At 72.6% G+C, this 22,482-nt stretch carries 26 protein-coding genes; 13 read left to right on the forward strand and 13 right to left on the reverse strand.

From position 1 onward, the window contains the following. Positions 1 to 3: 3 nt before the first annotated feature. The 7 genes from ybeY (at position 4) to era (ending at position 4,312) form a co-directional block, all read left to right on the forward strand. On the forward strand, positions 4 to 498 hold the full coding sequence (ybeY, locus tag AB0O91_RS30635) for an rRNA maturation RNase YbeY (RefSeq protein WP_363439878.1): 495 nt from the start codon (positions 4 to 6) through the stop codon (positions 496 to 498). A 55-nt stretch (positions 499 to 553) separates the two neighbouring features. Further along, the gene (locus AB0O91_RS30640) at positions 554 to 1,843 is read left to right on the forward strand and encodes a hemolysin family protein (RefSeq protein WP_363439881.1); all 1,290 of its coding nucleotides are present in this window, start codon (positions 554 to 556) and stop codon (positions 1,841 to 1,843) included. A gap of 33 nt (positions 1,844 to 1,876) precedes the next feature. Beyond that, a complete protein-coding gene (locus AB0O91_RS30645; RefSeq protein WP_363439883.1) occupies positions 1,877 to 2,113 on the forward strand; it encodes a hypothetical protein in 237 nt (78 codons plus the stop codon). 35 nt (positions 2,114 to 2,148) lie between these two features. Continuing rightward, positions 2,149 to 2,700, forward strand: coding sequence for a DUF4383 domain-containing protein (locus AB0O91_RS30650; protein ID WP_363439886.1), 552 nt, complete (start codon positions 2,149 to 2,151; stop codon positions 2,698 to 2,700). Positions 2,701 to 2,731: 31 nt separating this feature from the next. Then, positions 2,732 to 3,085 carry a cytidine deaminase gene (locus tag AB0O91_RS30655; RefSeq protein ID WP_360228748.1) on the forward strand — a complete coding sequence of 118 codons (354 nt, stop codon included), beginning with the start codon at positions 2,732 to 2,734 and terminating at the stop codon, positions 3,083 to 3,085. 78 nt (positions 3,086 to 3,163) lie between these two features. Then, on the forward strand, positions 3,164 to 3,322 hold the full coding sequence (locus AB0O91_RS30660; RefSeq protein ID WP_363439890.1) for a hypothetical protein: 159 nt from the start codon (positions 3,164 to 3,166) through the stop codon (positions 3,320 to 3,322). 60 nt (positions 3,323 to 3,382) lie between these two features. After that, entirely contained in the window at positions 3,383 to 4,312 is a 930-nt protein-coding gene (era, locus tag AB0O91_RS30665; protein ID WP_363439893.1) for a GTPase Era, read from the forward strand. Positions 4,313 to 4,377: 65 nt separating this feature from the next. On the opposite strand, the gene AB0O91_RS30670 is transcribed toward era, so the two are convergent. Further along, on the reverse strand, positions 4,378 to 4,644 hold the full coding sequence (locus tag AB0O91_RS30670) for a protealysin inhibitor emfourin (protein ID WP_363439896.1): 267 nt from the start codon (positions 4,642 to 4,644) through the stop codon (positions 4,378 to 4,380). Positions 4,645 to 4,752: 108 nt separating this feature from the next. Continuing rightward, entirely contained in the window at positions 4,753 to 5,775 is a 1,023-nt protein-coding gene (locus AB0O91_RS30675; protein ID WP_363439899.1) for a M4 family metallopeptidase, read from the reverse strand. Positions 5,776 to 6,110: 335 nt separating this feature from the next. Between AB0O91_RS30675 and leuA the strand changes: the two genes are divergently transcribed. From leuA to AB0O91_RS30695, 4 genes are all read left to right on the forward strand, one after another. Further along, positions 6,111 to 7,907 (forward strand): 2-isopropylmalate synthase, encoded by a 1,797-nt coding sequence (leuA, locus tag AB0O91_RS30680; RefSeq protein WP_363439902.1) that lies wholly within the window; start codon positions 6,111 to 6,113, stop codon positions 7,905 to 7,907. 239 nt (positions 7,908 to 8,146) lie between these two features. Next, the gene (locus AB0O91_RS30685) at positions 8,147 to 8,818 is read left to right on the forward strand and encodes a TerB family tellurite resistance protein (protein ID WP_363439905.1); all 672 of its coding nucleotides are present in this window, start codon (positions 8,147 to 8,149) and stop codon (positions 8,816 to 8,818) included. 236 nt (positions 8,819 to 9,054) lie between these two features. Next, positions 9,055 to 9,801 (forward strand): DNA repair protein RecO, encoded by a 747-nt coding sequence (gene recO, locus AB0O91_RS30690; RefSeq protein ID WP_363439908.1) that lies wholly within the window; start codon positions 9,055 to 9,057, stop codon positions 9,799 to 9,801. A gap of 4 nt (positions 9,802 to 9,805) precedes the next feature. Continuing rightward, positions 9,806 to 10,645, forward strand: a complete 840-nt coding sequence (locus tag AB0O91_RS30695; protein ID WP_363439911.1) for an isoprenyl transferase — start codon at positions 9,806 to 9,808, stop codon at positions 10,643 to 10,645. A gap of 81 nt (positions 10,646 to 10,726) precedes the next feature. On the opposite strand, the gene AB0O91_RS30700 is transcribed toward AB0O91_RS30695, so the two are convergent. From AB0O91_RS30700 to AB0O91_RS30715, 4 genes are read right to left on the reverse strand one after another with little or no spacing between them, the layout of a single operon-like run. Continuing rightward, a complete protein-coding gene (locus AB0O91_RS30700) occupies positions 10,727 to 11,137 on the reverse strand; it encodes a Fur family transcriptional regulator (RefSeq protein WP_360228723.1) in 411 nt (136 codons plus the stop codon). Positions 11,138 to 11,172: 35 nt separating this feature from the next. After that, complete coding sequence (locus tag AB0O91_RS30705) at positions 11,173 to 12,183, reverse strand: metal ABC transporter permease (protein ID WP_363439916.1); 1,011 nt, start codon at positions 12,181 to 12,183, stop codon at positions 11,173 to 11,175. Next, positions 12,180 to 12,944, reverse strand: a complete 765-nt coding sequence (locus AB0O91_RS30710; protein WP_363439919.1) for a metal ABC transporter ATP-binding protein — start codon at positions 12,942 to 12,944, stop codon at positions 12,180 to 12,182. The genes AB0O91_RS30705 and AB0O91_RS30710 overlap by 4 nt, the downstream gene beginning before the upstream one ends. Before the next feature lie 14 nt (positions 12,945 to 12,958). Continuing rightward, complete coding sequence (locus AB0O91_RS30715) at positions 12,959 to 13,951, reverse strand: metal ABC transporter substrate-binding protein (protein ID WP_363439922.1); 993 nt, start codon at positions 13,949 to 13,951, stop codon at positions 12,959 to 12,961. Positions 13,952 to 14,142: 191 nt separating this feature from the next. Here AB0O91_RS30715 and AB0O91_RS30720 point away from each other — a divergent pair, with 191 nt between their 5' ends. Then, a complete protein-coding gene (locus tag AB0O91_RS30720) occupies positions 14,143 to 15,525 on the forward strand; it encodes a glycine--tRNA ligase (protein ID WP_363439924.1) in 1,383 nt (460 codons plus the stop codon). Between the two features lie 134 nt (positions 15,526 to 15,659). Here AB0O91_RS30720 and AB0O91_RS30725 read toward each other — a convergent pair whose 3' ends face one another. From AB0O91_RS30725 to AB0O91_RS30755, 7 genes are all read right to left on the reverse strand, one after another. Next, positions 15,660 to 16,856 (reverse strand): hypothetical protein, encoded by a 1,197-nt coding sequence (locus tag AB0O91_RS30725; protein WP_363439927.1) that lies wholly within the window; start codon positions 16,854 to 16,856, stop codon positions 15,660 to 15,662. Positions 16,857 to 17,037: 181 nt separating this feature from the next. Continuing rightward, positions 17,038 to 17,553 carry an NADAR family protein gene (locus tag AB0O91_RS30730; protein ID WP_363440008.1) on the reverse strand — a complete coding sequence of 172 codons (516 nt, stop codon included), beginning with the start codon at positions 17,551 to 17,553 and terminating at the stop codon, positions 17,038 to 17,040. A 122-nt stretch (positions 17,554 to 17,675) separates the two neighbouring features. Next, the gene (locus AB0O91_RS30735) at positions 17,676 to 18,806 is read right to left on the reverse strand and encodes a beta-eliminating lyase-related protein (RefSeq protein ID WP_363439930.1); all 1,131 of its coding nucleotides are present in this window, start codon (positions 18,804 to 18,806) and stop codon (positions 17,676 to 17,678) included. A 50-nt stretch (positions 18,807 to 18,856) separates the two neighbouring features. Then, positions 18,857 to 19,681, reverse strand: a complete 825-nt coding sequence (locus AB0O91_RS30740; RefSeq protein ID WP_363439933.1) for a PaaX family transcriptional regulator C-terminal domain-containing protein — start codon at positions 19,679 to 19,681, stop codon at positions 18,857 to 18,859. A gap of 9 nt (positions 19,682 to 19,690) precedes the next feature. Further along, positions 19,691 to 20,212 (reverse strand): hypothetical protein, encoded by a 522-nt coding sequence (locus AB0O91_RS30745; protein ID WP_363439936.1) that lies wholly within the window; start codon positions 20,210 to 20,212, stop codon positions 19,691 to 19,693. 205 nt (positions 20,213 to 20,417) lie between these two features. Next, positions 20,418 to 21,290, reverse strand: coding sequence for a DUF3626 domain-containing protein (locus tag AB0O91_RS30750; RefSeq protein ID WP_363439939.1), 873 nt, complete (start codon positions 21,288 to 21,290; stop codon positions 20,418 to 20,420). Between the two features lie 172 nt (positions 21,291 to 21,462). Further along, positions 21,463 to 21,696, reverse strand: coding sequence for a hypothetical protein (locus AB0O91_RS30755; RefSeq protein WP_363439942.1), 234 nt, complete (start codon positions 21,694 to 21,696; stop codon positions 21,463 to 21,465). Positions 21,697 to 21,819: 123 nt separating this feature from the next. Between AB0O91_RS30755 and AB0O91_RS30760 the strand changes: the two genes are divergently transcribed. Next, on the forward strand, positions 21,820 to 22,419 hold the full coding sequence (locus tag AB0O91_RS30760; RefSeq protein WP_363439945.1) for an alpha/beta hydrolase: 600 nt from the start codon (positions 21,820 to 21,822) through the stop codon (positions 22,417 to 22,419). Positions 22,420 to 22,482 lie beyond the last annotated feature (63 nt).

The raw sequence follows: 22,482 nt of genomic DNA on the forward strand, positions 1-22,482 counted from the left end.
GTCATGTCGATCGACATCGCCAACGAGTCCGGCTGGGACGCCGATGAGGAAGCCATCCTCGACGTCGCCCGCTACGCCCTGGACAAGATGCGGATCCACCCGCAGTCCGAACTGTCCGTGATCCTGGTGGACGGTGCGGCGATGGAGGAGCTGCACATCCAGTGGATGGACCTGCCCGGACCGACCGACGTGATGTCGTTCCCGATGGACGAGCTGCGTCCCGGCAAGGAGGGCGAGGAGCTGCCGCAGGGCCTGCTCGGCGACATCGTGCTCTGCCCCGAGGTCGCCGAGCAGCAGGGCAAGGCGGCCCCCTCCAAGCACTCGATGGACGAGGAGCTCCAGCTGCTCACCGTCCACGGGGTGCTGCACGTCCTCGGCTACGACCACGAGGAGCCGGAGGAGGAGGAGGAGATGTTCGCCCTCCAGAAGCGCATCCTGGACGACTGGCGGGCGGGCCGGGGCCTCGGCGGCATCTCCCCGGCCCCCACCACCCACTGAGCGCGGGGCGCGAACTCCTGTGAGTGGTGAGAGTACGAGCTTCATCCTCGGTGCCGTGGCCCTGGTCGTGCTCGGCTGGCTGGCCGCGTGCGCCGAGGCGGGCATCTCCCGGGTCTCCCGGTTCCGGGCGGAGGAGGCCGTGCGCAACGGGCGGCGCGGCTCCGCGCGGCTGCTGACCGTCGCCTCCGACCCGTTCCGCTACCTCAACCTGGCGACCCTGATCCGGGTCGCCAGCGAGACCGGGGCCGCGGTGCTGGTCACCGCGGTGTGCGTGCGCAACATCCACCCGACCTGGCAGGCCGTGCTGCTGGCGTTCGGCGTGATGGTGCTGGTGTCCTTCGTCGCGGTCGGCGTCTCGCCGCGCACGATCGGGCGTCAGCACCCGATGTCCACCGCGACCGCGGCCTCCTTCGTGCTGCTGCCGCTGGCCGCGGTGCTCGGCCCGATCCCGCGGCTGCTGATCCTGCTCGGCAACGCGCTGACCCCGGGCAAGGGTTACCGGGAGGGGCCGTTCGCCTCCGAGGCGGAGCTGCGGGCCCTGGTCGACCTCGCCGAGAAGGACGACCTGATCGAGGACGAGGAGCGCCGGATGGTGCACTCGGTCTTCGAGCTGGGCGACACCATCGTGCGCGAGGTGATGGTGCCGCGCACCGACCTGGTGATGATCGAGCGGCACAAGACCGTCCGGCAGGCGCTCACCCTGGCGCTGCGCTCGGGCTTCTCGCGGATCCCGGTGGTCGGCGACAACGAGGACGACGTGGTCGGCATCGTCTACCTCAAGGACCTGGTGCGCCGCACCCACATCAACCGCGAGGCGGAGTCCGAGGAGGTCGGGGCGGTGATGCGCCCGGCCGTCTTCGTGCCGGACTCCAAGGCGGCCGGTGACCTGCTGCGCGAGATGCAGCAGCGCCGCTCGCACGTCGCGATCGTGATCGACGAGTACGGCGGCACGGCCGGCCTGGTCACCATCGAGGACGTCCTGGAGGAGATCGTCGGCGAGATCACCGACGAGTACGACCGGGAGATCGCCCCGATCGAGGACCTCGGCGACGGCTCGTACCGGATCACCGCCCGGCTGCTGGTCGAGGACCTCGGCGAACTGTTCGGCATCGAGCTGGAGGACGAGGACGTCGAGACCGTCGGCGGGCTGCTGGCCAAGCACCTCGGCCGGGTGCCGATCCCCGGCTCGGCCTGCGAGATCCCGCTGCCCGAGCCGGCCGCGGACGGCCTGACCGCCATCCTGCTGACCGCCGAGTCCTCGGCCGGGCGCCGCAACCGGATCGGTTCGATGGTCGCCTCGCCGGTGCGCGGGGCGGGGACGCCGGCGGAGGGCCCGGGCGAGTAGCGGGTGGGCGGTCGCCGCGCGACCATGGAGGGCATGACGCACAAACTTCGCGCGGAGTACGGCCCGCAGGGGGCGGCCGGCGGAGTCAAGTCCTGGCACGTGGTGCGGGACGAGGACCCGTCGACCGCGCTCTGCGGCCGGACCATCCCCGACGACGCCGAGACCCGGCCCGAGCAGGACTGGGGCACCGGGCTGCGCTGCTGCCAGCAGTGCGGCTCGCTCTACCTGCACGAGACGCCGCACATGCAGGGGAGCCATCCCTACAGCTAGCCCGGCGAGGCCGTGGCTGAGCGCTGGAGGTCGCCATGAAGCTGCAAGACGAACTGCCGACCGTCGATCGCCGGCTCGCCCTGGTGTGGCGGGTCGGGGCGGGGGCCGGGGGGATCTTCCTGATCGTGTTCGGGATCCTGGGGCTGGCCGACCACCCCGGTTTCCTGGCCACCCACGGTGACCGGATCGCCGGGCTGTCGACCAACGGGGCGCTGAGCATCCTGTCCATCGTGGCGGGTGCCGTCCTGCTGGCCGGAGCGGTGATCGGCGGGAACTTCGCGTCCAACCTCAACCTGGTGGTCGGGGTGCTGTTCGTGCTGTCCGGCTTCTACGGGCTGACGGTGCTCGGCCGGCCGGAGGCGAACATCCTCAACTTCCGGATGTCGAACGTGCTGTTCGCGTTCATCTTCGGGGTCATCGTGACCACCTTCGGCATGTACGGCCGGGTGAGCAGCCACCTGCCGCACGACAACCCGTTCTGGCGGGACCGGATCGAGCACGAGGAGCAGCTGCCGTCCGGCGCCGCGAAGACCTTCGTCAAGGTCCTCAACCCGAACCCCGGGCGGACCCACCCGGTCGGCCACTGAGGGCCGGCGGGGGCCGCCTATGCTCGGCGGCATGAGTGACATCGTCGAACTCGACCCCGAAGACAAGAAGATCATCACCCTGGCCCGCTCGGCCCGCGCCCGCAACGGCGTGGCCGAGGGGGCCGCGGTGCGTGACGAGACCGGCCGCACCTACGTGGCCGGGACGGTCGCGCTGGAGTCGCTGCGGCTGAGCGCCCTGCAGACGGCGGTGGCGATGGCGGTGGCCAGCGGGGCGAAGTCGCTGGAGGCGGCGGCCGTGGTGAGCGAGGCCGAGCAGCCGGCCGAGGCCGACCTGGCGGCCGTGCGGGACCTCGGCGGGGCCGGGACGCCGGTGCTGCTGGCGGGCCCGGACGGGACGCTGCGGGTGGCGGCCGAGGCCCGCTGAGGGGGCCTGCCGGGGCTTGCCCCCATGAACCAAACAGATAATCTCACCGGGGGAGTGGACTCGGTGAGGGGCTGGGACATGGGGGTACTGGCGTTCGTCGCCGGACTGCTGCTGTTCGTGATGGGCATGGGCAAGTGGCAGGAGACCGGCACGGTCTACTGGCTCTGGGGTTCGCTCGCCTTCCTGCTGCTGCTGGTGGTGTTCTCAGTGGTCGGCCGGGGCGGCCGCAAGGGCTGATCGGCGGCCGCCGACCGGCCCCGGACGGCGGGGCTCCGGTGATCAGGGAGAATGGAGCCCATGAATGCCCCTTCCTCCTCGTACCGCTCCGGGTTCGCGTGCTTCGTCGGCCGTCCCAACGCGGGCAAGTCGACCCTGACCAACGCCCTGGTGGGGACGAAGGTCGCGATCACCTCCGACCGCCCGCAGACCACCCGGCACACCGTGCGCGGCATCGTGCACCGCCCGGACGCCCAGCTCGTGCTGGTCGACACCCCCGGCCTGCACAAGCCCCGCACCCTGCTCGGCGAGCGCCTCAACGACCTGGTCCGCACCACCTGGGCCGAGGTCGACGTGATCGGCTTCTGCCTGCCCGCCGACCAGAAGATCGGCCCCGGCGACAAGTTCATCGCCAAGGAGATCGCCGGGATCAAGAAGACCCCCAAGGTCGCGATCGTCACCAAGACCGACCTGGTCGACTCCAAGCGGCTGGCCGAGCAGCTGATCGCCATCCACCAGCTCGGCCTCGAGCTGGGCTTCGAGTGGGCCGAGATCATCCCGGTCTCCGCGGTGGGCGACAAGCAGGTCGAGCTGGTGGCCGACCTGCTCACCAAGCTGCTCCCGGAGGGCGACCAGCTCTACCCCGAGGGCGACCTCACCGACGAGCCCGAGCAGATCATGGTCGCCGAGCTGATCCGCGAGGCCGCCCTGGAGGGCGTGCGGGACGAACTGCCGCACTCGCTGGCCGTCGTGGTCGAGGAGATGCTGCCGCGCGAGGGCCGCCCGGCGGACCGTCCGCTGCTGGACATCCACGCCAACGTCTACATCGAGCGGCAGAGCCAGAAGGCGATCGTGATCGGCGCCAAGGGCGCGCGGCTCAAGCACGTCGGCACCACCGCCCGCAAGCACATCGAGGCGCTGCTCGGCACGCCGGTCTACCTGGACCTGCACGTCAAGGTGGCCAAGGACTGGCAGCGCGACCCCAAGCAGCTGCGCAAGCTGGGTTTCTGACGGCGGGTCGGGCGTGACCCCGGGGCCCGTCCGGACACCGTCCGGGCGGGCCCCCGTCGTCCGTCCTACGCGCCCTCGCGCAGCACCAGCGAGACCAGCTCCCGCTGGGAGTCGGTGAGTTTGGGGTCGGCGCAGTAGACCGTCCGCCCGTCGACGGTGATCTCGTAGTGGAAGCCGTCCGGCACGCCGTACGAGGGCGCGCGCAGCCCGCCCGCGACGGCTTCGCGGGCGAGCGCGTGGACGTGCGGGGCGTCCGTGCGGTCGGCGGTGTCGAGCTCCGCGTGGCGGAGGATTCCGGCAAGGCCGCCGGTCCGGGTCACCTGGATACGCATGGTGTCCATGGTGCTACGCAGGGAAGGCTTTTGCGGCACTTTTCCCCGACCGTGACCTTAAGTCGGTCTCAATCCGCTCTCAACCGGCGGTGAACCGGTCGTTCCCGGTCAGCCGGGACTGACGCCGACCTGCGCCCAGGAGGCCGTCACGGTGTCCGCGACCGAGGTGTGGTCGGGGTAGCGGGCCTTGGCGGCGGCCACCGTCGCCCGGGCGAAGGCGGTGAAGTCGGCGGTGGCGGTCAGCCCGCCGCCGGTCAGGGCGTCGTACCAGATCCGCCCGGCCTGCTCCCAGGAGTGGCCGCCCAGGGCGGTGGCCAGCAGGTAGAACGCGTGGTTGGGGATGCCGGAGTTGATGTGCACCCCGCCGTTGTCCTCGGCGGTGTCCACGTAGTCCCGCATGTGCGCGGGCTGCGGGTCCTTGCCGAGCCGGGGGTCGTCGTAGGCGGTGCCGGGCGCCTTCATCGAGCGCAGCGCCGTGCCCTGGACGCCGGGGGCGAGCAGTCCGGCGCCGATCAACCAGTCGGCGCCGGCGGCGTCCTGGTGCAGCGCGTACTGCTTGACCAGCGAGCCGAAGACGTCGGAGACCGACTCGTTGAGCGCGCCGGGCTGGTCCTGGTACTCCAGGCCGGCGGTGAACTGGGTGACGCCGTGGGTGAGTTCGTGGCCGATGACGTCGATGCAGGCGGTGAAGTCGCCGAAGATCTCGCCGTCGCCGTCGCCGAAGACCATCTGCCGGCCGTTCCAGAAGGCGTTGTCGTAGTTCTGCCCGTAGTGCACGCTGGCGTCCAGCCGCAGCCCGTGGCCGTCGACGGAGTCGCGCCCGAAGACCTCGGAGTAGAGCGCGAAGGTGGCCCCGAGGCCGTCGTAGGCGTGGTTGACGGAGGCGTCGGCGACCGGGGGGCGGCCCTCGGCGCGGACGGTGTGCCCGGGCAGCCGCTGGGTGTGCCCGGCGTCGGCGATCATCCGGTCGAGGCCGGGGTCGGCGACGGCCGGCGGGGGAGCGGTGAGCCGGGCCGCGCGGTGCGCGGCGTCGAGGAGGAGGGAGCGGACGGCGGGCTCGTGACCGGCCTCGGCGAGGCGGTCCAGGACGTACGGCGGGATGATCGCGTGGATCCGTACTGCGGCACTCATGTGGCCCAGGGTGAGGCCGCGATGACCGGTTGTCACCACCTTCGGCGTTCCCGGCCCCCGTCTCAAGGAGTGGAACGGGAGCCCGGATCACTGCGGGGGCGCGCGGGCCTGGGTTACGCTGGGCCCCATCATGCGCAACGGGCTGCTTCTTCTTAGCTGCCGCGTCGAGGGCCTGTAGTCCACTGGGGCCGGCTCCCTCGCCGCGGGGAACGAGCTGTGCGCGGAACCGGCGGTCCACCGCTGTCGCGCGGCGCAGCCGAGGCCGGCCAGTCGGTGTTGACCCCTCCCGACCCGCCCGGTACCCAAGCATCCACAGGAAGCCGAGAGTCACCTCCATGACCGAGCAGACCTCCGCCGCGTCCGTCCCCGCCGCCCGCGCCTTCGTCGACCGGCCGACCCCGATCACCGCCGCCTCCGTGCGCCAGCAGCCCTCGGGCATGCGGTACGGGCGCTACCTGCCGTTCGGCACCGTCGACCTGCCGGACCGCAGCTGGCCGGAGAAGGTGATCACCAAGGCTCCGCGCTGGCTCTCCACCGACCTGCGGGACGGCAACCAGGCGCTGATCGACCCGATGTCCCCGGCCCGCAAGCGGAAGATGTTCGACCTGCTGGTGGCCATGGGCTACAAGGAGATCGAGGTCGGCTTCCCGTCCTCCGGCGCCACCGACCACGCCTTCGTGCGGTCGCTGATCGAGGAGGGGGCGATCCCGGAGGACGTCACCATCTCGGTGCTGACCCAGGCCCGCGAGGAGCTGATCGAGAGGACCGTGGAGTCGCTGGTCGGCGCGCCGCGGGCGACCGTCCACCTGTACAACGCGACCGCGCCGCTGTTCCGCCGGGTGGTGTTCCGCAACGACAAGGCGGCGACCAAGGCGATCGCCGTGGACGGCACCCGGCTGGTGATGGAGTACGCGGAGAAGCTGCTGGGCGACGACACCGTCTTCGGCTACCAGTACTCGCCGGAGATCTTCGTGGACACCGAGCTGGACTTCGCGCTGGAGGTCTGCGAGGCGGTGATGGACGTCTGGCAGCCGGGCGAGGGCCGCGAGATCATCCTGAACCTGCCGGCCACCATCGAGCGGGCCACCCCGAACGTCCAGGCCGACCAGTTCGAGTGGATGTCGCGGAACCTGACCCGCCGGGAGTTCGTCTGCCTGTCGGTGCACCCGCACAACGACCGCGGCACCGCGGTGGCCTCGGCCGAACTGGCCTACATGGCGGGCGCGGACCGGATCGAGGGCTGCCTGTTCGGGCAGGGCGAACGGACCGGCAACGTCGACCTGGTGACGCTGGGGATGAACCTGTTCTCGCAGGGCATCGACCCGCAGATCGACTTCTCCGACATCGACGAGGTGCGCCGCACCGCCGAGTACTGCAACCAGATGGAGGTGTACCCGCGCCACCCGTACGCCGGTGACCTGGTGTACACCTCCTTCTCCGGCTCGCACCAGGACGCCATCAAGAAGGGCTTCGAGGTCCTGGAGGCGGACGCGAAGGCGGCCGGGGTGCCGGTGGCCGAGCACACCTGGGGCGTGCCGTACCTGCCGATCGACCCGAAGGACGTCGGCCGCACCTACGAGGCGGTCATCCGGGTCAACAGCCAGTCCGGCAAGGGCGGGGTGGCGTACGTCCTGAAGAACGACCACAAGCTGGACCTGCCGCGCCGGATGCAGATCGAGTTCTCCCGGATCATCCAGGCCAAGACCGACGCCGAGGGCGGCGAGGTCAGCCCGGCGGAGATCTGGCGGGTGTTCGAGGACGAGTACCTGCCGACCACGGACAACCCGTGGGGCCGGCTGTCGCTGGCCGGTTCGCGCACCCTGACCACCGAGGACGGCCGGGACGCGCTGACCGCGGAGGCCGTGGTGGACGGTGCGCCGGTGACCCTGACCGGTACCGGCAACGGCCCGGTCTCGGCCTTCGCGGACGCGCTGGCCCGGATCGGCGTGGACGTACGGGTGCTGGACTACGCCGAGCACGCGCTGAGCGAGGGCGGCGACGCCCAGGCGGCCGCGTACGTGGAGTGCGCGGTGGACGGCAAGGTGCTGTGGGGCGTGGGCATCGACGGCAACACCGTGCTGGCCTCGCTGAAGGCGATGATCAGTGCCGTCAACCGCTCGCAGCGGGGCTGATTCGTACGGGTGGTACGCGAAGGGCCGTCCTGCGGGGCGGCCCTTCGCCGTGCGCGCCCCGCGTTGTGGTCTGCGCCACACTTTTTCGGATCGGAAGCCGTTCGAGGTACTGACACGTGCCGGTAACCATGGCAACATCGATCCACCGGAAAGCCGGGTCGGTGGGACGGCCTCGGCGTCCGGTCGCGTGACCTGCCCTTCGTTGTGCAGGCCGCCTGCCATGTCTGGGGAGTGGCGCCGTGACCAGGTTGTGGGGTGTTCGCCCGAGGTGGCGGACCGACGTTCTCGGTGACTTCTTCTGTCCGGGCTGCGGCGGGGACCGCAACTACCGCCGGCAGCACGGCCGGCGGTGGCTGCGGTTGCTGGGGACTCCGGTCGTCCCGCTCGGGCCGGTGATCGGCAGCGTGCAGTGCACCGGCTGCCTCGGGCGCTACGGCGTCGAAGCGCTGGAGCAGCCCACCAGCGTGCGCCTCGGCGCGATGCTGCGGGACGCCCAGTACACCATCGCGCTGGCCGTGCTCGCGGCCGGCGGCACCGCCCACCGGGCGGCCCGCGAGGCGGCCTGCACGGCGGTGCGCGAGGCCGGGTTCGAGGACTGCGGCGAGGCCCAGGTACTGGCCGCGCTCGCCGCGCTGTCCGGGCTCGGCGGCGAACTGCACGACGCCCGCGGGATGTCCGGGGGCCTGGCCGTGGAACTGCACGCGGTGCTCGAACCGCTCGCCCCCTACCTGGCCCAGCAGGGCCGGGAGCGGCTGCTGCTGCAGGGCGCCGCGATCGCGCTGGCGGACGGGCGCTACCTGCCGCACGAGCGGGACGCGCTGGACGCGGTCGGCACCTGCCTGGACCTGCCGAAGGGCCGGGTGCCGGCGCTGCTGGAGGCGGCGACCCGGGCACCGTACGAGAACCTGTAGCACCGCACCGGGAGTTGCCGGATCCGCCCGCCGGAACCGCCCGCCCGCCGGAACCGCCCCCGCCGGGCCTGCCCGCCCGCCGGACCTGCCGCCCGAGGACCTTCCGTATCCCCCACAAACGGGCCCGCCCCCCTCCGGGCCCGCCGTGACCCGCACCGCAGTGGTCCTCCCCCACGGCCCCGGTGCGGGCAACACGGCTGTCCGCCGCTGTCGGTGGCTGGTGGACAATGGGGGACATGAGTCTTTTCCGGGACGACGGCGTCGTGTTGCGGGCGCAGAAGCTCGGCGAGGCCGATCGGATCATCACCCTGCTGACCCGCCAGCACGGCAAGGTGCGGGCGGTGGCGCGCGGGGTGCGGAAGACCAAGTCCAAGTTCGGCGCCCGGCTGGAGCCCTTCTCGCACGTGGACGTGCAGTTCTTCAGCCGGGGGAGCGAGCTGGTGGGGCGCGGGCTGCCGCTGTGCACCCAGGTGGAGACGATCGCGCCGTACGGCGGTTCGATCGTCACCGACTACGGCCGCTACACCGCGGGCACCGCGATGCTGGAGACGGCCGAGCGCTTCGCCGAGAACGAGGGCGAGCCGGCCGTGCAGCAGTACCTGCTGCTGGTGGGCGGGCTGCGCACGCTGGCGGCCGGGGTGCACGAGTCGCACCTGGTGATGGACGCCTTCCTGCTGCGCTCGCTCGCGGTGAACGGGTACGGCGCGAGCTTCACCGACTGCGCCAAGTGCGGTCTGGAGGGACCGAACCGTTTCTTCTCGCTCCCCGCCGGTGGGGTGCTGTGCGTGGACTGCCGAGTGCCCGGATGTGCCGTACCCTCCCCTGAGACACTGGTACTGCTCGGGGCGCTGCTGTCAGGGGACTGGCGGACGGCCGACGCCTGCGAGCCGCGGTACTGGCGGGAGGGCAGCGGCCTGGTCGCGGCCTATCTGCAGTGGCACCTGGAGCGGGGCATCCGCTCGATGAGATACGTGGAGAAGTGAGCACATGGCAGCGCGACGGCTCTTCGGCGGCGGCAAGCAGCGGGACTACACCCCTCCGACCCCGCACCCCAGCGGCGCCAAGCCCCCGAAGATCCCCGGCGAGCTGGTCCCCGACCACGTCGCCATCGTGATGGACGGCAACGGCCGCTGGGCCAAGGAGCGCGGGCTGCCCCGCACCGAGGGCCACAAGGTCGGCGAGTCCGTCGTGCTGGACGTCCTCAAGGGCGCGATCGAGCTGGGCGTCAAGAACATCTCGCTGTACGCCTTCTCCACCGAGAACTGGAAGCGCTCGCCCGACGAGGTGAAGTTCCTGATGAACTTCAACCGGGACGTCATCCGCCGCCGCCGGGACGAGATGGACGCGATGGGCGTGCGGATCCGCTGGGCCGGCCGGATGCCCAAGCTGTGGAAGAGCGTCGTCCAGGAGCTCCAGGTCGCCGAGGAGCAGACCAAGGCCAACGACGCGGTGACGCTCTACATGTGCGTCAACTACGGCGGCCGGGCCGAACTCGCGGACGCCGCACAGGCGCTGGCGCTGGACGTGGCGGCCGGGCGGCTGGACCCGAAGAAGGTCAACGAGAAGACCCTCGCCAAGTACATGTACCACCCGGACATGCCGGACGTGGACCTCTTCCTGCGCCCCAGCGGCGAGCAGCGCACCTCCAACTTCCTGCTCTGGCAGTCCGCGTACGCGGAGTTCGTGTTCCAGGACGTGCTCTGGCCGGACTTCGACCGGCGTGACCTGTGGCGCGCCTGCGAGCAGTTCGCGATGCGCGACCGGCGCTTCGGCGGGGCGATCCCCAACGAGCTGCCCTCGCCGCTGGAGCTGCCGGCCCAGCGCTGACCACGCGATCCGACGAAGGGCCCGCGGGAGGTTCCCGCGGGCCCTTCGGCCGTGCCCGTACCGGCTGCCCCGGTACGGGTGTCAGCCCTTCTTCGCGCAGTCCGCGCAGGTGCCGAAGATCTCCAGGGTGTGCGCGATGTCGCTGAACCCGTGCTCGGCGGCGACCGAGTTGGCCCAGCGCTCGACCGCGGGGCCCTCGACCTCCACGGTGGCGCCGCAGTGCCGGCAGACCAGGTGGTGGTGGTGCCCGCTGCTGCACCGGCGGTAGACGGCCTCGCCGTCGGCGGTGCGCAGCACGTCCACCTCACCGGCGTCGGCGAGCGACTGCAGGGTGCGGTAGACCGTGGTCAGACCGACGGAGTCCCCGCGGTGCTTGAGCAGGTCGTGGAGCTCCTGGGCACTGCGGAAGTCCGCGATCTCGTCCAGGGCCGCCGAGACGGCGGCGCGTTGCCGGGTCGAGCGGGCGCGCGGCGACGGGCCTGCGGTGGTCACCGTGGGTCCTCCTGGGGTCGTGGGCGTCACGCACCTCATTGTGCCAGCCCGGCCCCCTGCTCCGGGGTGGTCGCGTCGGAGGAAGTCTTTCCCGGGACTTGGCCCGGGGTTTGGCCGGGGGTCCGGACCGGTGCCTGGCCGGGGATCCGGCCCGGGGTTCGGCCCGGTGCCTGGCCCGGGAGGAGGACGTCGCAGACCTGCGGTCCCCGGTCGGCCGCGCCGGGGCGGCGGTGGCGGCGCCGGGCGAGCGGCGCGGCGATCAGGCTGAACACCGCGAAGACCGCGATGGCGAGCAGCACGATGGCCGGGCCGGAGGGCACGTCGAGCTGGTAGGAGCCGGTGACGCCGGCCAGCGAGACCACCACGCCGAGCGCGATCGAGGCCGCCTGGGTGGCGGCGAAGGAGCGGGTGAGCTGCTGGGCGGCCACCACCGGGACCACCATCAGGGCGCTGACCAGCAGCAGCCCGACCACCCGCATGGCGACCGTGACGGTGACCGCGGCCATCACCGCGAGCAGCAGGTTGAGGGTGCGCACCGGCACGCCGGTGACCCGGGCGAAGTCCTCGTCCTGGCAGATCGCGAAGAGCTGGCGGCGCAGGCCGACGGTGACCGCGATGACCACCGCGCCGAGCACCGCGATGGTGGCGAGGTCGGCGGGGGCGACGGTGAGGATCGAGCCCCACAGGTAGCTCTCCAGCGAGCCGGCCCCGGCCTGGGCGGACATCGAGACGAGCAGCTTGCCGCAGGCCATGCCGCCGTAGAAGAGCATCGCCAGGGCGATGTCGCCGCGCTGGTTGCCGCGCGAGCGGACCAGCTCCATGGTGACCGCGCCGAGCACGCAGACCAGCACGGCCATCCAGACCGGGCTGGTCTGGAAGATGAAGCCGAGGCCGACGCCGGTCATCGCGACGTGGCCCATGCCGTCGCCCATCAGGGCCTGGCGGCGCTGCACCAGGTAGATGCCGACGGCGGGGGCGGTGATCCCGACCAGCACGGCGGCGAGCAGGGCGCGCTGCATGAAGTCGTAGGAGAGCATCTCGGTCATGCGAGCAGCCTCGGCGGGGTGAGGTCGGCGTGCGGGTGGACGTGGTCGTGGCCGGGCAGCGCGTGCAGTCCGGTGTTCGGCACCGGCGGGCCGTCGTGCGCGACGCAGCCGTCCCGGAGCACCACGGCGCGGTCGATCAGCGGCTCCAGCGGGCCGAGTTCGTGCAGCACGAGGAGGACGGAGGCGCCGCGCCCGACCTCGGAGCGCAGGGTGTCGGCGAGCACCTGCTGGCTGGCGGCGTCCACGCCGGCCATCGGCTCGTCCATGATCAGCAGGTCGGGGGTGCCGACCAGGGCGCGGGCGATCAGCACCCGCTGCTGCTGGCCGCCGGACAGGTCGGCGACGCCGTCCCCGGCCCGGTCGAGCATGCCGACGGCCGCCAGCGCGCGGTCCACCGCGGCGCGGTCCTTGCGGCGGAACGGCAGCAGCCGGTGCTGCGGCAGCCGGCCGGTGGAGACCACCTCGCGGACGGTGGCCGGGACGCCGGAGGCGGCGGTGGTGCGTTGCGGGACGTACCCGATCCGGTGCCAGGCGCGGAAGGAGCCGTACGGGGTGCCGAACAGCTCCAGGGAGCCCTGCTCCAGCGGTACGGAGCCGATCACGGCCTTGACGGTGGTCGACTTGCCGGAGCCGTTGGCGCCGAGCAGCGCGACCACCTCGCCGGGGGCCACGGTGAGGTCGACGCCGCGCAGCACCGGCCGGCCGCCGCGCTCGGCGACGGCGTCACGGAGGCGGACGGCCGGGGGTATCGGGTGGGTCATGGCGGTGCGTCCCGTCAGCTGGTGGCGGAGGGGGTGGGGGCGGCGGACGCCGCGGGCGCGCCGAGGGCGGCCTGGAGGTTGGCCAGGTTCTGCCGCATCACGCTCAGGTAGTCGTCCTTGGCGGGGTCCTTGACGCCCTCCAGCGGGTCCAGGACGGCGGTCTTGAGGCCGAGGTCCTTGGCGACGGTCTCGGCGAGCTTGGGGCTGACCAGGGTCTCGAAGAAGACGGTGGTGACGCCGTTGTCCTTGGCGGCCTTCTGCACCGCGGCGAGGCGGGCCGGGGTGGGCTCGGACTCCGGGTCGACGCCGTTGATGGCGACCTGGGTGAGGCCGTAGTGGTCGGCGAGGTAGCCGAAGGCGGCGTGGCTGGTGACGAAGGTCTTGGTCCCGGTGTCCTTCAGCCCGGTCCGGAAGTCCTGGTCCAGGGCGGTGAGCTTGGTGACCAGGTCGTCGGTGTTCTTCTGGTAGTCGGCGGCGTGGGCCGGGTCGGCCTTGGCGAACTCGGCGCCGACGCTCTTGGCGATCGCGGCGTAGCGGGTCGGGTCGAGCCAGATGTGCGGGTCGCCGGCCGGGCCCTCGTGCTGGTGGCCGTCGGCCTCGGCGGTGCCCTCGTCGAGGTGGTGGTCGACCAGCGGGCTGGCCGCGGTGGCGTCGATCTTGTGCTTGCTGGCGGACTGGCCGACGGCCTGGTCGACGGTCGGCTGCAGGCCCTTGAGGTAGATGATCGCGTCGGCCTTCTGGACCCCGGCGACCTGCTTGGCGGTGAGCTCCAGGTCGTGCGGCTCGACGCCGGGCGCGGTGAGGTCGGTGACCGCGACGTGCTCCTTGCCGATCTGCTGGGCCAGGAACTCCATCGGGTAGAAGGAGGCGACGACGTTCAGCTTGCCGTCCGTGCCCTTGGCGCTGCTGCTGCCGCTGCAGGCCGTGAGGGCCAGTGAGGCGGCGAGGGCGGTGGTCGCGAGGGCGGCGGTCGTGCGGGTCCGGCGGCTGAGCAGTCCGATCATCATGACAATCATTCTCATCTCAAGTGGAAATGATTGTCAACTCACTCGGATGGGTGAACGGCAGGTGACGATGGGTGGGGGGAGCCGGACGATACCGATTTGAACCCCGTACCCGTCTGGCCGGTAACCTGAGGTATTCGGGTACGAGCAACCAGCCGTGCCCTGACCGTGCCGTACGTACTGAAGAGAGCACTGTGGCCGCCGACAAGATCGACACGATCGTCAGCCTGAGCAAGCGCCGTGGCTTCGTCTACCCCTGCAGCGAGATCTACGGCGGCACGCGTGCCGCCTGGGACTACGGGCCGCTGGGTGTGGAGCTCAAGGAGAACATCAAGCGCCAGTGGTGGCGCACGATGGTCCAGGCCCGCGAGGACGTCGTCGGACTGGACTCGTCGGTGATCCTGGCCCGCGAGGTCTGGGAGGCCTCCGGCCACGTCGCCACCTTCAACGACCCGCTGACCGAGTGCCTCTCCTGCCACAAGCGCCACCGGGCCGACCACCTGGAGGAGAAGTACGAGGCCAAGCACGGCTTCCCGCCGCCGAACGGTCTCAAGGACGTCAACTGCCCCGACTGCGGCACCAAGGGCCAGTTCACCGAGCCCAAGGACTTCTCGGGCATGCTGAAGACCCACCTCGGCGTCACCGAGGAGGCTAGCGGCCTGGCCTTCCTGCGCCCCGAGACCGCCCAGGGCATCTTCACCAACTTCAGCAGCGTCCAGACCACTTCGCGCAAGAAGCCGCCGTTCGGCATCGCCCAGACCGGCAAGAGCTTCCGCAACGAGATCACCCCCGGCAACTTCATCTTCCGCACCCGCGAGTTCGAGCAGATGGAGATGGAGTTCTTCGTCAAGCCGGGCGAGGACGACCAGTGGCACGAGTACTGGCTCCAGCAGCGCTGGGACTGGTACGTCGACCTGGGCATGCGCACCGAGAACATGCGCTTCTTCGAGCACCCGAAGGAGAAGCTGTCCCACTACGCCAAGCGCACCGTGGACATCGAGTACCGCTTCAACTTCGGCGGCTCCGAGTTCTCCGAGCTGGAGGGCGTCGCCAACCGCACGGACTACGACCTGCGGGTGCACAGCGAGGCCTCCGGCAAGGACCTCCGGTACTTCGACCAGGAGAGCGGCGAGCGGTACTTCCCGTACGTCATCGAGCCGGCGGCCGGCCTCAACCGCGCCATGCTGGCCTTCCTGATCGACGCCTACTTCGAGGACGAGGCGCCGAACGCCAAGGGCGTCATGGAGAAGCGCGTCGGCATGCGGCTCGACCCGCGCCTGGCCCCGGTCAAGGTCGCCGTCCTGCCGCTGTCGCGCAACGCCGACCTCTCGCCGAAGGCCCGCGGCCTGGCCGCCGACCTGCGCACCGCGTGGAACGTCGAGTTCGACGACGCGGGCGCGATCGGCAAGCGCTACCGCCGCCAGGACGAGATCGGCACGCCGTTCTGCGTGACGGTCGACTTCGACACCCTCGAGGACAACGCGGTGACCGTCCGCGACCGCGACACCATGTCGCAGGAGCGGGTGTCGCTGGACCAGGTCAAGGGCTACCTGGCGGCGCGTCTGATCGGCTGCTGAGTCCGGCACTCCGGTGCTGTGACGGTACGGCTTCGGGGAGCCCCCGGCCGTCCTCCGGTGGAGGGCGGGCGGGGGCTCCCCGCCGTTGGTTCCGGCGCCGGGCGCCCGGTGTCGTCGCTCGGTGGCGCCGGGTGTTACCGCCGGCCCCAGCGGGAGCGCGGGGCGGTCGGCGGGGCGGTCGGCAGACCTGCCGCGCGCAGCGCCGCGAGGGTGGTGCGGTGGCGGGGCGGGTCGGTGAGCAGCGCGGCCAGCAGCTGCCGGTAGAGCTCGGGGTGGCCCTCCAACGCGGCTGCCAGCCGGACCAGTTCGACCGGCGGGCGCAGTGCGGCCAGGTCCTGCAGCAGCAGGGCGGCCAGTGCGGGCGGCAGTTCCGTGGCGAGGCCGGCCAGGTCGGCGGTCGGGCGGCCGGCCGCCTGGCGCAGCAGGGTCCGGACGTCGGCGGGGCGGCCGTGCTGCTGGAGGCAGGCGGCGAGGGAGGTGAGCTCGGGGGTCGGGGCCGAGCCCCATTCCCAGAGCAGGGTGGCGCCGTCGGCGTGCTGCCCGGCCCGCTCCAGGGCGGCGAGCAGGCCCGGGACGGCGGACGCCGGGTAGGCCCAGAACGCGTGGAACAGGTCGGCGGCCTCCTCGGCCAGTCCCAGGTCGCGCAGCTCGGTCAGGACGGCGACCGCGTGCTCCGGGGGGCTCCCGGCGGCGGTCCGGGCCAGGTGGAGCGAGGCGCCGGTCGGGCCGCGCTGGGCGAGCATCCCGACCAGCAGGGCGGTGTCGTCGGGGGTGAGCCGGGCGGCGGCCCGGTCCAGCAGTTCCTCGGCCTCGGGGAAGGCGCCGCTGCGGTGGAGGCCGGTGATCCGCTCGGTGAGGGTGCCGAGGTCCGGCCGGGCCGGCGGCGGCTGTTGTCGGTGCGGCTCGTCCTGCGTGGGTGGCCGCGGGGCCCGGTAGGGCTGTGGGAGCGGCCGGGGCTGCGCGTGGGGCTGTGCTTGGGGTTGCGTTTGGGGCTGTGCTCGGGACTGTGTTTGGGGCTCGGGCGGGGCGGGCCGAGGGTGCGGGCGCTGTCTGAGTTCCAGCTCCAACTCCTGTAATTGATCGCTCAGTTGCAGGCAGCGCGCGCCCAGGCCGGCGCGCAGCGTGCGGGCCTGGGCGAGCTGCCGCAGCAGGTCGCCGTCCGGCCGCCGGCGGCCCGGGGCTGCCCGTATCGCCTCGTTCAGCCGCCGTTCACGTTGGCTCGCGTACCGGCTCGCGCGGAGCAACTCGTCCAGTTCTGCCCGGAGTTCGGCGGCCCGTTGCTCGCCCTCCGGCGGCCGGCCTGCGGATTCTCCCGTCGACCGCATGCGCATGATCGCCCCAACCTGTCCATCTTCACCCTGACTGCGGGACATCCTGGCGTCGGAATGTGGCGATGGAGTTACGAGAGCGCGACCAGTCGTGCCCGAGTGGTGTCAAGGAGCGCGCAGAGGGCGGGCGTTGGCGGGAGTGCGCCGGTCGCGCTCCCGGTGGGGCGGTGGGGCGCGACCGGCCTCATCCGCCCAGGCGGGCCCGCGCCTCCATCAGGGCGAACCCGAGCAGGTTCAACCCCCGCCACTCCAGCGGGCGTTCGGCCCGGATGTCGTCCGAGGCCAGCCCGATGCCCCAGATCCGGTCCACCGGGCTGGCCTCGACCAGGACGCGGCCCCCGGTGCCCAGCAGGTACTCCCGCAGGGCCTCGTCCTGGCCGAACTTCGCGACGTTGCCGCGGACCACCAGCTCGAACCGGCCCGCCGCCCAGGCCTGTTCGTCGAAGCCCCGGACTAGTCGGCCCAGTTTCTTCGCCTCGGCGGGCGTCCGGGCCGCCAGCACCTGCCGGGCGACCTCCTCGTCCCCGAACATCCGGGCCTTGCCCGCCATCATCCAGTGCTCGGCGGAGGCGTACGCCACTCCGTCGACGGTGAACTCCCCGGGCCACCACTGGCTCAGGCACTCCTGCCGGGCCCCGCCGCCCTTGCGCGCGGTGTGCCCCCAGAACATCACCCACTTCGGCCGCTCCCCGGCGGCCATCAGGGCTGCCAGCCCCTCCCGGTCGCGGATGTCGGCGAAGACCCCCACACGTTGCTCGCTCATAATCGTCATTCTGACACGAAGGGTCCGGGGGTGGCCAACCCTTTGTCGGCGGTGGGCGTTCAGGCGGTCCGGGGCCGGCCGTGTTCGGCGGCCTCGGTCAACTCCAGGAAGCGCAGGCCGAGTTCGGTGACCTCCTGGGCCGTCCAGTCCTGCGCCGGGCCGTCCAGACCGATCTCGGCGCAGGCGAGGCCGGGGGCGGCGTCGGTCCACTCGGGGATGAACCAGATCCGCTCCTGCTCCGCGAGCGCGAGGACGGCGGCGTTCAGGGCGCGCGCCGGGTGCGGGAGCCAGAGCTGGAACTCGTGGGTGGTCGGCGCGGCCGGGAACAGCCGGGCACCGGGGAGGGCCGCCAGGGCGGGGGCGAGGGTGGCCGCGTGGCGGGTGTAGCCGGGGATCAGCGGGAGCACGGTGTCCAGGCCGATGAGCGCGGAGAGGGCGGCGGGCCACTGCTGGTAGAGCTGGCCGCCGTAGCGGTGGCGCCAGGTGCGGGCGTAGGCGGTGAGCGCCTTGTCGCCGGCGAGAGCGGCGCCGCTGATGCCGCCGAGGTCCTTGTAGAAGGAGACGTAGACGCTGTCGGCGAGGGCGGCGATCTCGTGGAGCGGCCTGCCGAAGTGGGTCGTGGTGTTCCAGAGCCGGGCGCCGTCGAAGTGCACCCGGGCGCCGCTCTCCCGGGCGGCGGCGACCAGGTCGACCAGGTCGTCCCAGCTGGGCAGCAGGAAGCCCGGGTCGCGGAGCGGGAGTTCGACCGCCAGGGTGCCGAACGGCTCGCCGAGGCCGCGGAGTTCGGCGGCGGTGGGTTGGCGGGTCGCGGTGGTGGGCCAGAGGCCGCGCAGGCCGGTGAGCTGGAGGTGGGCGTGCCGCTCGTGCCGCTCGATGTGGCTGAGCGGGTGGAGGGCGACGGCCCGGTTGCCGGTCCGTTCGGCGTGGTGGCGCAGGGCGACCTGCTGGGCCATGGTGCCGGTGGGGAAGAAGACCGCGTCCTCCGTGCCGAGCAGGGCGGCCGTGCGCTTCTCCAACTCCCCGACCGGGCCGCCGGTGCCGTAGAAGTCCGGGTGGTCGCCCGGCTCGACCGCGGCGAGGAGTGCGGTGAGCCGCTCGTGCATGGTCGGGGGCCGGCTGCCGGAGAGGAAGCGGGTGCAGGCCCGGCGGGCGGCCCTCAGGCGGTCCCAGTCGATCTGGTCATCGGTCATCCGGCGATTGTCGGCCGGTCGGGCGGGTGCGCCAACCGCTTTTCCGGCGCTCAGCCGGCCGGGGCGTCGAAGGCGCGGAAGAGGGAGAGGTCCGGCGCCCGGTCGCGGATCGCCGTCCACTGCTCCCGGAAGTCGTTCCGGAGCCGGGACGGCGGCCAGGGGGCGGGTCGCAGCTCGGGCGGCAGGAGCGGGTCCTGTTCCAGCGCCCGGCTGAAGGCGTCGGACAACTCCAGTGCGGCTACGACGAGTTCGGTGGGGTCGGAGGTCGTCGGGGACTGCCGGGCGAGCGCGTCGGCGAGCGGCCGGTAGGCCCGGACGGTGTCGGCGGCGGGCCAGAGCCGCTCGGCGGTCGACGCCGGGTCGGTGAAGCCCGGACCGGTGAGCCGGGTGGCCTCGGCGGTGATCAGGTAGCCGCCGACCGTGGACTCCGAGGTCTCGGTGACGAGTTCGGCCCGAAGGTCGTGCGGGCTGAGGTAGGCGCCGGGGGCGAGCGGGGCGGCGCCCAGCCGGGTCAACGCGGCGCGCAGGGCGTCGCGTTCGGGCCGGTGCTGCTCGGGGACGGAGAAGGTGTGGAGCCGCCAGTGGCCGTCCCAGGGGGCCCGGCCGGCGTCCTGTGCGTAGGCGAGCGCGATGAACCGGGCGTCCTGGTCCGTCCGGAGCCGGCCGGTGTCGGTCAGCAGCAGCCGGCCCTTGCGGCCGCGGCCCTCCTGCCGCAGGACGCCCGCCGCCTCCAGCCGGCGGATCGCCAGCCGGACCGGCTGATCGGCCAGCCCGGCCGCCGCGGCGAGGTCGTAGACGTAGGCGAGGGAGGCGGTGCCCTGCGGGTCGAAGCAGGCCTCGACGACCGTCCGCGGCGCGGCTCTGTAGTCGGACAACGGGGGACCTCAGCTCTCGATCGCGCCCCCGGCGGCGGCCCGGGCGCCCTCCCAAGGGTAGCCGTGGCGGCAGAAGGCCTCGGCGATGACGGCGGGCCCGCCCTCGACGTCGTCGTCGAACAGCACCCGGCCGACCGGGGACTCGATCCGCACCTTGCCGCCGTGCCGGAACACGCCGCCGACCTGCTCGCGGGCGATGACCCGGGTGTCGTCGCCCTCGATGACGGTGATCCGCTCGTCGGTGATGCGCAGGACGGCGGCCTGGTGGGTGAGGAAGAGCCCGATCAGCAGGCCGATGACGGCCAGCAGCGCGGGGCGGCCGATCACCATGCCGGGGGAGTCGAAGGAGCCGAGGAACCGCACCGTGTCCGCGTACGGGACCGGGTGGTCGGCGGCGAAGCGGAGCAGCCACGGCACGGCGAAGCCGAGGCCGGCGCCCGCTCCGGTGCAGAGGATCCAGATGACCGCCTTGGTGTCGAGGGGCATCCGGAGCTCGGTCTCGGCGGGGCCCATGTCGAATTCTTTCGTCATGAATACGACCGTAGCAGAGATGATAGATATGGGCTCTGGGGGCGCGCCCGGGTCACGGGGAGGGGGAGCGGTGCTGTCGGCGCCGACCCCGTCCGCGCGGTGAACCAGCCTGCACGGAAGGCCACGTGAGGGGCGCGCCGGCGGTTTCGGTCCTGCGCTGCCGGGTTGGGTGTCGCGGCCACGGGCTTCGAGGCCGTCCGCCTGATCATCGAGGCGCTGGGGTCGGTCCTCCGGCCGGGGTCGCGGGCGCCCCGAAGCGGGCGAGGAGGTGCCAGACCTTCTTGACCGCCTGCGGGTCGTGTCGGCCGGTCGCGGCGGCCGTCCCGACGATCCGGGGGTCGAGCACGCCGTCCACGGCGATCCGGGCGCCCAGATCGACGAACTCCGGGCCGCGGTAGTCGGGGTGGCGGCGGAGTTCCTCGACGGTGAGCCGGAAGCCGGGGTGCCACTCGACCGGGCAGGGGAGGCGGCGGGCGGCCCGCTCCACGGAGCTGCCCCGGTAGCAGGGGTCGAGCACCAGGGCTTCGACGTCCTCGGCCAGCCGGACCGGGCCGTGGAGGTGGGCCTCGATGCAGTCGTCCAGGGCGTCCTGCCGGTCGGCCGAGGCGATCGGGATGAGCCCCATGCGCTCCGCGGTGCCGAAGTCGGTCGGTTCCCGAACGCTGTCCGGGTAGCAGAAGGTGGTGCGCGCCAGGGTGTGGGCGGCGAGCCGGAAGTGGGCCGAGCCGAAACGCGGTGCGGCACCGACCGGGTTGCGGCGGTGGTCCAGCGCGCCGTAGACGGGCCGCTCGCGGGGCGCCGCGTCGTCGTAGGCGCCGTTGAAGATCCGGCTCTCCCAACGCCACCGGTCGCCGCCCGGGTGGGCGGTCAGGCCGCCGTTGCTGGTTCCGGTGGCGAACTGGGAGAGGTAGCGGCCGTCCTCGGCCAGGGCCGTCAGGATGGGTCGGCCGCGCGAGGCGCGGTCCGGATGGAAGTTGAGCGTCACCCGTAGGGCCGGGTCGATCGGCGGGCCGGAGGACAGCGCGGCCACCTGCTCGATGGCCCTGGCCTGCGGCGTCCCGGGGGTGTCGGAGGTCATGCGCGCAGTGTCGCGCGGGACGGCCCGCGGGCGCACCCGGGTTTCGTCGGGCATGCCCGGCCGGGGGCGGGGCCGGTTCGCGCTTCGGCGGGGCCTGTTGGGGCTTCGGCGGGGCCTGTTGGGGCTTCGGCGGGGCCCGCCCGGGTGTGGGCGGCGGGCCCCGCGCGGGCCGTCAGGAGTACTGCTGGTGCAGGTTGTCGGGGAGCAGGCCGTTGCCGTGGTGGGTGGCGAAGCTGGAGTAGATGCCGCGGATCCGGGTGGCCTGGGAGGTCCGCTGCCGTTCGATCAGCAGTCCCTCCGTGCCACCGGCCCCCTGGCGGTGGGCCCGCTCGCGGCGGGCCAGGTACAGCGTGGTCCCGGCGACGACGGCCGCCAGGGCGGCCAGGAACACGAGAACGAAGCTCATGGGCTCCCCCTTCCTCCGGTTCGATCAGGTGTGCCGGTCAAGTATGGCGGACCGGCCCGTCGGGTCGCCATGGCCTGAAGTAGCTTGTGCGGCATGCCGAATGACGATCGAGGAGCCACCCCCGTGACCGCGCCCGCGCCCGCTCCCGCGGCCCTGAGCCTGCCCACCCGCTTCGACGGCGACCCGGACCGGGTCGCGCTGGTCGTCCCCGGCACCGGCTACACGCCCGCCCGGCCGCTGCTGCACTTCGCCGGCTCCGTCCTGCGTCGGCACGGCTGGACGGTCCAGGAGCTGTGGTGGCACCTGCCCGCCGATTTCGCCGGGTTCACCATGGCGCAGCGGATCGCCTGGGTGGAGCGGCAGACCGCCGGGGCGGTCGACGCCGAGGGCGGCGCCTGCCGGTTGCTGGTCGGCAAGTCGCTGGCCTCCTTCGCGGCCGGCGTCGCCGCCGACCGGGGTCTCGCGGCCGCCTGGCTGACCCCGGTGCTGACCGTCGACCACGTGGTCGACGCCCTCCGGCGCACCGGGGCCCCGACCCTCCTGGTCGGCGGAGGCGCCGACCGGCTGTGGGACCGGCGCCGCGCCGACTCGACCGGTCTCCAGGTCCTGGAGCTGCCCGGCGCCGACCACGGTCTGGAACTGCCCGAGGACCCGATCGGCTCGGTCGACCTCCTCCGGGCCACCGTCGCCCGCCTGGACGCCTTCGTCGGCTCGCTCGACTGAGCTCCGCGCCCGGGGCTCGGCGCCCGATCGCGGTGCGGTGTCGACGAGCTGACGGCGTCGACG

Source organism: Kitasatospora sp. NPDC089797 (genome assembly GCF_040684795.1).
Taxonomy (GTDB): Bacteria; Actinomycetota; Actinomycetes; order Streptomycetales; family Streptomycetaceae; genus Kitasatospora.

Coding starts and splice junctions, on each gene's coding strand:
- ybeY (WP_363439878.1), top strand. CDS start 4: ATGTCGATCGACATCGCCAACGAGTCCGGCTGGGACGCCGATGAGGAA.
- AB0O91_RS30645 (WP_363439883.1), top strand. CDS start 1,877: ATGACGCACAAACTTCGCGCGGAGTACGGCCCGCAGGGGGCGGCCGGC.
- AB0O91_RS30650 (WP_363439886.1), top strand. CDS start 2,149: ATGAAGCTGCAAGACGAACTGCCGACCGTCGATCGCCGGCTCGCCCTG.
- AB0O91_RS30655 (WP_360228748.1), top strand. CDS start 2,732: ATGAGTGACATCGTCGAACTCGACCCCGAAGACAAGAAGATCATCACC.
- AB0O91_RS30660 (WP_363439890.1), top strand. CDS start 3,164: ATGGGGGTACTGGCGTTCGTCGCCGGACTGCTGCTGTTCGTGATGGGC.
- era (WP_363439893.1), top strand. CDS start 3,383: ATGAATGCCCCTTCCTCCTCGTACCGCTCCGGGTTCGCGTGCTTCGTC.
- AB0O91_RS30670 (WP_363439896.1), bottom strand. CDS start 4,644: ATGCGTATCCAGGTGACCCGGACCGGCGGCCTTGCCGGAATCCTCCGC.
- AB0O91_RS30675 (WP_363439899.1), bottom strand. CDS start 5,775: ATGAGTGCCGCAGTACGGATCCACGCGATCATCCCGCCGTACGTCCTG.
- leuA (WP_363439902.1), top strand. CDS start 6,111: ATGACCGAGCAGACCTCCGCCGCGTCCGTCCCCGCCGCCCGCGCCTTC.
- recO (WP_363439908.1), top strand. CDS start 9,055: ATGAGTCTTTTCCGGGACGACGGCGTCGTGTTGCGGGCGCAGAAGCTC.
- AB0O91_RS30695 (WP_363439911.1), top strand. CDS start 9,806: ATGGCAGCGCGACGGCTCTTCGGCGGCGGCAAGCAGCGGGACTACACC.
- AB0O91_RS30705 (WP_363439916.1), bottom strand. CDS start 12,183: ATGACCGAGATGCTCTCCTACGACTTCATGCAGCGCGCCCTGCTCGCC.
- AB0O91_RS30710 (WP_363439919.1), bottom strand. CDS start 12,944: ATGACCCACCCGATACCCCCGGCCGTCCGCCTCCGTGACGCCGTCGCC.
- AB0O91_RS30715 (WP_363439922.1), bottom strand. CDS start 13,951: ATGATGATCGGACTGCTCAGCCGCCGGACCCGCACGACCGCCGCCCTC.
- AB0O91_RS30725 (WP_363439927.1), bottom strand. CDS start 16,856: ATGCGCATGCGGTCGACGGGAGAATCCGCAGGCCGGCCGCCGGAGGGC.
- AB0O91_RS30730 (WP_363440008.1), bottom strand. CDS start 17,553: ATGGCCGCCGGGGAGCGGCCGAAGTGGGTGATGTTCTGGGGGCACACC.
- AB0O91_RS30735 (WP_363439930.1), bottom strand. CDS start 18,806: ATGACCGATGACCAGATCGACTGGGACCGCCTGAGGGCCGCCCGCCGG.
- AB0O91_RS30745 (WP_363439936.1), bottom strand. CDS start 20,212: ATGACGAAAGAATTCGACATGGGCCCCGCCGAGACCGAGCTCCGGATG.
- AB0O91_RS30750 (WP_363439939.1), bottom strand. CDS start 21,290: ATGACCTCCGACACCCCCGGGACGCCGCAGGCCAGGGCCATCGAGCAG.
- AB0O91_RS30755 (WP_363439942.1), bottom strand. CDS start 21,696: ATGAGCTTCGTTCTCGTGTTCCTGGCCGCCCTGGCGGCCGTCGTCGCC.